The organism is Oleiphilus sp. HI0123 (assembly GCF_001635315.1).
Genome location: NZ_LWGE01001473.1, coordinates 1 through 4,916, shown reverse-complemented (window position 1 = coordinate 4,916; position 4,916 = coordinate 1). Strand labels below are relative to the sequence as shown.

Below are 4,916 nucleotides of genomic sequence, written 5' to 3'. Positions count from 1 at the left end.
TTTCTGGATTTAGATAAGGGGCAGGAGGTTGCGCAAAATTTATTTGATCTTTATGTCTACTGTGAGCATCGATTGTTTGAAGCGAATGTCAAAAACGATCTGGAAATGTTGGAAGAGGTGCTTTCTCACTTGAAGAAGATTCAAGGTGCCTGGTCTGGTATTCGTCAGGAAGTTATTGAAAAGGGTATTCTCTAGAGGCTTGTTCGCAAGTCTAGAGTGCTTTTTTGCTTATTGCTTTTACATAAGAGATTGAATAGCGGCTATTGATTGCCGCTATTTCTATGTACTCAGCGTTGCCGACAGTTAGTTCGATTCTTCGATCACGGCGCTGGTATCTTCACCGCCGAATGCTTCCAGGATCTCTGGAATTAGTTTGTCGAACTCTGCCGTCATAATGGTGAAGCCAGCGTCAAACATGCTGGCGGCATCTTCGGCGTTCATGTCGTCAAGTTGATCTTGTAGCATATCGCCAAACTTGATGCGCTTCACACTTAAATCAGAGCCTAATAATAGTGTTAGTGACTCGCGCCACTCGACAGCAAGTTTGGTGACTTCCATTCCTGATTTGATTTGTTGGTCGATCTGTTCTTGATCGAGTTCCAAGCCTTTATACTTAATAGATCCTTTCTCTTCACCTTGTGAAGTAAGTTCGCATTCAAATCCGACCGTCATAAAGCTCGGTAGGCTGCTTGGCTCGGTGACCCAGTGTGTCATGATGGAGCTTGGGGCCTGGTTAACTGCTGGTAGGCGAATAGGAAGTGAACCAATTGTTTTGCGTAAATAGCTGGTCAGTTCATCTGCCAATTTGGCTGACGAGGTGTTGATCACAAGGTAGCCTTTCGAAGGGCAAAGGTAGGCGAAATAACGTGAGGTCTTGGTAAAAGACTTAGGTAGTAAGAGGTTAGTGATTTCTTCCTTTAGCTCAGTCTTTTCTTTGCGAGTAACTTTGCGGTGCTGTTGTTCCTCGATCTCATTTACTTTCTCTTGTAATTGCTCATTGACCACAGAGCTAGGTAGAATACGTTCTTGCTTTTGAAGACAGATCATCCAGTAATTCTGGTTAACGTGTACCAGTTGCTCGGAATGCTTTTGCAAGGGGCTGGACCAACCTAGTTGGTATATGTCGTTTGCGCCGCAGGGTTTAAATGGTGAGTCAGCAAGTTTACTTTCTAATTCTTCGCTTGATAGTTCGAAAGGTTTAGTAAAGCGATAAAACAGGATATTTTTAAACCACATAAGTATGTTCAGGCCTTCAGTTAGATGTAGATATTCTTTCTTAATAAGATGTAAAGCAAAAGTATAGTATAAAATACTTTAAATAGATTACTTAAATTATTGAAAATATTTAAAAAGAGTTTCAAATTGAACACCTGTCCAGTCTTTTATTTGTATTCGACACTTGGTTGTCACTTGTGTGATGAGGCGCTTGCGGTAGCTCAGACCTTGCATGTGCAAATGGCTGAAAACTTTGCAGCATCGTCCTTTGATTCGGAAGGAAAGCCGCTTTTTTTTAAACTTGAGTTGGTCGATATTGCAGACGATGATGCCTTAATTGATCGCTATGGCGCCAGGATACCTGTTTTGCTATCCCATGATAAATCCCTGGAGCTTGAATGGCCTTTTGATGTTCAATCACTTTATGAGTTTATGTGCCGCTGCCTTAAATAGGGTTTCGGTTTAGTCAATTTAATGAATTAGATGTGAATTAGTATGATTATTGTTGTGTCTCCTGCAAAAACGCTGGATTTCGAGTCAGCGAGTTTTAGTGATGAGTTTTCTGTGCCCGATTTTCTAGATGAATCAAAGCATCTGGTTGACGCTTTAAAAAAAGTAGATTCCGCTGCGCTAATGAAGCTAATGAGTGTCAGTGAAAAGATTGCAGATTTAAATGTGCAGCGAATGAAAGATTGGACTGTTCCGTTCACGGCCCAGAATGCAAAGCAAGCTGTCTATGCCTTTAAGGGGGATGTATATACGGGGTTAGCAGTCGAGTCGATGGATAGTGCTAGTGTCGAATATCTTCAGGGAAAGTTAAGAATACTCTCGGGTTTGTATGGTATTTTGCGCCCCTTGGATTTGATGCAGCCATATCGTTTGGAAATGGGAACCAGGCTTGAAAATACACGCGGAAAGAATCTTTACGAGTTTTGGGGAGAGATGCTGACCGAATCACTTAACCGGGAGTTAGAGGGGAGTGACGAGGTTCTCGTTAACCTAGCATCCAGCGAGTATTTTAAATCAATCAAGCCTAAGTCGCTTAAGGCAAAGGTGATTACCCCTATATTCAAGGATGAGAAGAAAGGCACATACAAGATCATTAGTTTTTATGCCAAAAAAGCACGAGGCTTAATGGTCAGGTATGCTGCTGATAATAATATTCAAAGCGTTGAAGATCTAAAGGGTTTTGACTACGCGGGTTATCAATACTCAGAGAGTGAGTCCAGTGGCACTGATTGGGTCTTTACTAGAAGTGAGAGTGTAGCGGAGGCGCAGAAGTAAGGTTGTGTTTAGTGTTGTGAAGAATAGGGCGCGCCAAGGGTTGCGCTTCTCTCGTCTGCTTGCAAATTTACTCTCGGGTAGTGCTTTTATTGGTGCTTGTTATCAATTCCCGCAAGTGTCTAAAATTGACCAAAACGAGCTTAATGATTACGCTCTGTTTACCTTGTGGGTTGAGGATCTGGTTCGTTCAATGAATACGGAGGTCGTTGTCGAAGGCTCCCCCATGGAAGCAAGCGGTTTGTTTGTATCAAATCATATTTCATGGCTCGATACGATTGTTTTTAATCATCTCAGGCCTGTAGGTTTTATTGCGCGGCATGATTTGGAAGAGTGGCCCTTGCTGGGGACCTTTACCAAAAGAATGGGGTCTATTTATATTAATAGAACCAATAAATTTGAAGCGTATCGCTCAATTCCTTACCTTGAAGAGCGTTTAAGGCAAGGTGGTTCAGTGCACCTGTTTCCTGAATCAACGACCTCGGTAGGTGCAGAGGTGTTGCCGTTTTTCCCGATGTTTTATGAGGCAGCAGTTAGAGTGGGTGTGCCTGTTCAGCCAGTTGCACTAAAGTATACGGATGAGTTTGGTCGGCTCTTGCCTGAGCCAGCGTTTATAGATGATGACTCGTTTATTGATACGCTTGAGCGTATTCTAAGGGTTGAAAAGGTGTATGCTCATGTCCGTTATCTGGAACCTATGGACTCAGCATCCTTGTGTCGTAAGGGCTTGGCGAGGCGTACGCGGGAAATGATTGGTGCAGAATTAAAACTGATTTAGGTATAAAAAAACCCGCAAGAGCGGGTTTTTTTATACCTTAGCTTTGCGCTTAGGCAGGGTAGTCGCGCTTGTCGTGACCAGTATAAAGCTGGCGTGGACGACCAATGCGGTAGTTTTCACTAACCATTTCGTTCCAGTGTGAGAACCAGCCAATAGTACGAGACATTGCGAAGATAACGGTAAACATTGACTCAGGAATACCGATAGCTTTCAAAATGATGCCTGAGTAGAAGTCTACGTTTGGATATAGCTTTCTTGCAACAAAGTACTCATCTTCTAGTGCTATCTGCTCAAGGCGACGCGCGATCTTCAATAGAGGATCATTCTCAAGGCCTAGTGCACCAAGAACTTCTTCGCATGTTTCGCGCATAACTTTGGCGCGAGGGTCGAAGTTTTTGTATACGCGGTGACCGAAGCCCATCAGACGGAATGGGTCGTTCTTGTCTTTCGCTTTGGCAACGTATTCATCGATGCGAGATACGTCACCGATTTCGTTAAGCATTGTTAGTACAGCTTCGTTTGCGCCGCCGTGAGCAGGGCCCCAAAGTGCAGCGATGCCAGAAGCGATACAGGCAAATGGGTTGGCGCCAGTTGAGCCGGCTAGGCGGACAGTTGATGTTGATGCATTCTGCTCATGGTCAGCATGAAGCATGAAGATCTTGTCCATTGCCTTTGAGATGGCTGGGTCAAACTTAACATCGCCAGCTGGCGTGCTGAACATCATGTGCAGGAAGTTTTCTGCATAATCCAAGTCATTGTTTGGATACATGAAAGGCTGGCCGATTGAGTACTTGTAGCACATCGCTGCAATGGTCGGCATTTTAGCTACAAGGCGGAAGCCTGCTATTTCACGGTGTTCTTCGTCAGAGATGTCCATCGTATCGTGGTAGAACGCTGAAAGAGCACCAACGACGCCGCACATGATCGCCATCGGGTGAGCGTCTCTTCGGAAGCCCTTAAAGAATTGGTTAACTTGATCGTGAACCATTGTGTGGTTGCGAACAGTTTTTCTGAAATGTTCGTTTTCTTCTGCTGTCGGAAGTTCTCCGTGCAAAAGTAGGTGGCATAGTTCAAGGTAGTCTGAATTTTCAGCTAGCTGTTCTATTGGGTAGCCTCTGTGAAGAAGTACACCTTTGCCGCCATCAATGTAGGTGATTTTAGATTCGCATGCCGCAGTGGACACGAATCCAGGGTCATAAGTAAAGACACCTTCTGATACTAGGCCTCGTACATCTATTACATCTGGGCCGACAGAGCCAGAATAAATTGGTAAATCGATGGTTTTCCCATCAACCGATAACTGAGCTTTTTTATCAGTCATGGTGCTCTCCTGTTGCTGAGATAGAGTAAGCCAAGCGTAGCTGCTGCTTAATAGGTAAAAAGCTTGCGGCCAGTTGGCGACTTAAAAGTTTGCGCATTATGCCAAATAGAATGACTATAGTCACGTCTCTGTAATGTGCCAATGTAGATGAAAAAAAAATCAAAGAAAGTTTCGGCTTTTTGGGTGGGTGAAATTTGCACGGCTGTGGCGCGGAAATATCTAATAAAAGCTAATTTGGTGCAAAGTGGGTATGAAAACTAAGAAAAAAAGCTTGATATGGTGCCAGAGCTGCCTAAGGCGGGGCTACTATGTTGCTGAAAT

6 protein-coding genes are annotated in these 4,916 nt (G+C 43.9%); 4 read left to right on the top strand and 2 right to left on the bottom strand.

Annotated elements, in window-relative coordinates; all coding sequences use genetic code 11:
* The coding region (gene fliS / locus A3761_RS19400; protein WP_197473125.1) for a flagellar export chaperone FliS at positions 1 to 195 on the top strand (195 nt) is incomplete at its 5' end.
* A gap of 108 nt (positions 196 to 303) precedes the next feature.
* On the opposite strand, the gene rdgC is transcribed toward fliS, so the two are convergent.
* Positions 304 to 1,236 (bottom strand): recombination-associated protein RdgC, encoded by a 933-nt coding sequence (gene rdgC / locus A3761_RS19395; protein ID WP_068554831.1) that lies wholly within the window; start codon positions 1,234 to 1,236, stop codon positions 304 to 306.
* A gap of 126 nt (positions 1,237 to 1,362) precedes the next feature.
* On the opposite strand from rdgC, the gene A3761_RS19390 reads away from it, so the two are divergent.
* Genes A3761_RS19390 through A3761_RS19380 form a run of 3 tightly spaced genes read left to right on the top strand, consistent with a single transcriptional unit; the run spans position 1,363 to position 3,274 of the window.
* A complete protein-coding gene (locus A3761_RS19390) occupies positions 1,363 to 1,668 on the top strand; it encodes a glutaredoxin family protein (RefSeq protein ID WP_068567764.1) in 306 nt (101 codons plus the stop codon).
* Positions 1,669 to 1,710: 42 nt separating this feature from the next.
* The gene (gene yaaA, locus A3761_RS19385) at positions 1,711 to 2,499 is read left to right on the top strand and encodes a peroxide stress protein YaaA (protein WP_068553524.1); all 789 of its coding nucleotides are present in this window, start codon (positions 1,711 to 1,713) and stop codon (positions 2,497 to 2,499) included.
* Positions 2,500 to 2,515: 16 nt separating this feature from the next.
* Positions 2,516 to 3,274 (top strand): 1-acyl-sn-glycerol-3-phosphate acyltransferase, encoded by a 759-nt coding sequence (locus tag A3761_RS19380; RefSeq protein ID WP_068508427.1) that lies wholly within the window; start codon positions 2,516 to 2,518, stop codon positions 3,272 to 3,274.
* Positions 3,275 to 3,323: 49 nt separating this feature from the next.
* Here A3761_RS19380 and gltA read toward each other — a convergent pair whose 3' ends face one another.
* Positions 3,324 to 4,595, bottom strand: a complete 1,272-nt coding sequence (gene gltA / locus A3761_RS19375) for a citrate synthase (protein ID WP_068508429.1) — start codon at positions 4,593 to 4,595, stop codon at positions 3,324 to 3,326.
* Between the last annotated feature and the right edge of the window lie 321 nt (positions 4,596 to 4,916).

Excerpts from the sequence above, each read along its gene's own strand:
- yaaA (WP_068553524.1), top strand. The coding sequence starts at position 1,711 with ATGATTATTGTTGTGTCTCCTGCAAAAACGCTGGATTTCGAGTCAGCG.
- gltA (WP_068508429.1), bottom strand. The coding sequence starts at position 4,595 with ATGACTGATAAAAAAGCTCAGTTATCGGTTGATGGGAAAACCATCGAT.
- rdgC (WP_068554831.1), bottom strand. The coding sequence starts at position 1,236 with ATGTGGTTTAAAAATATCCTGTTTTATCGCTTTACTAAACCTTTCGAA.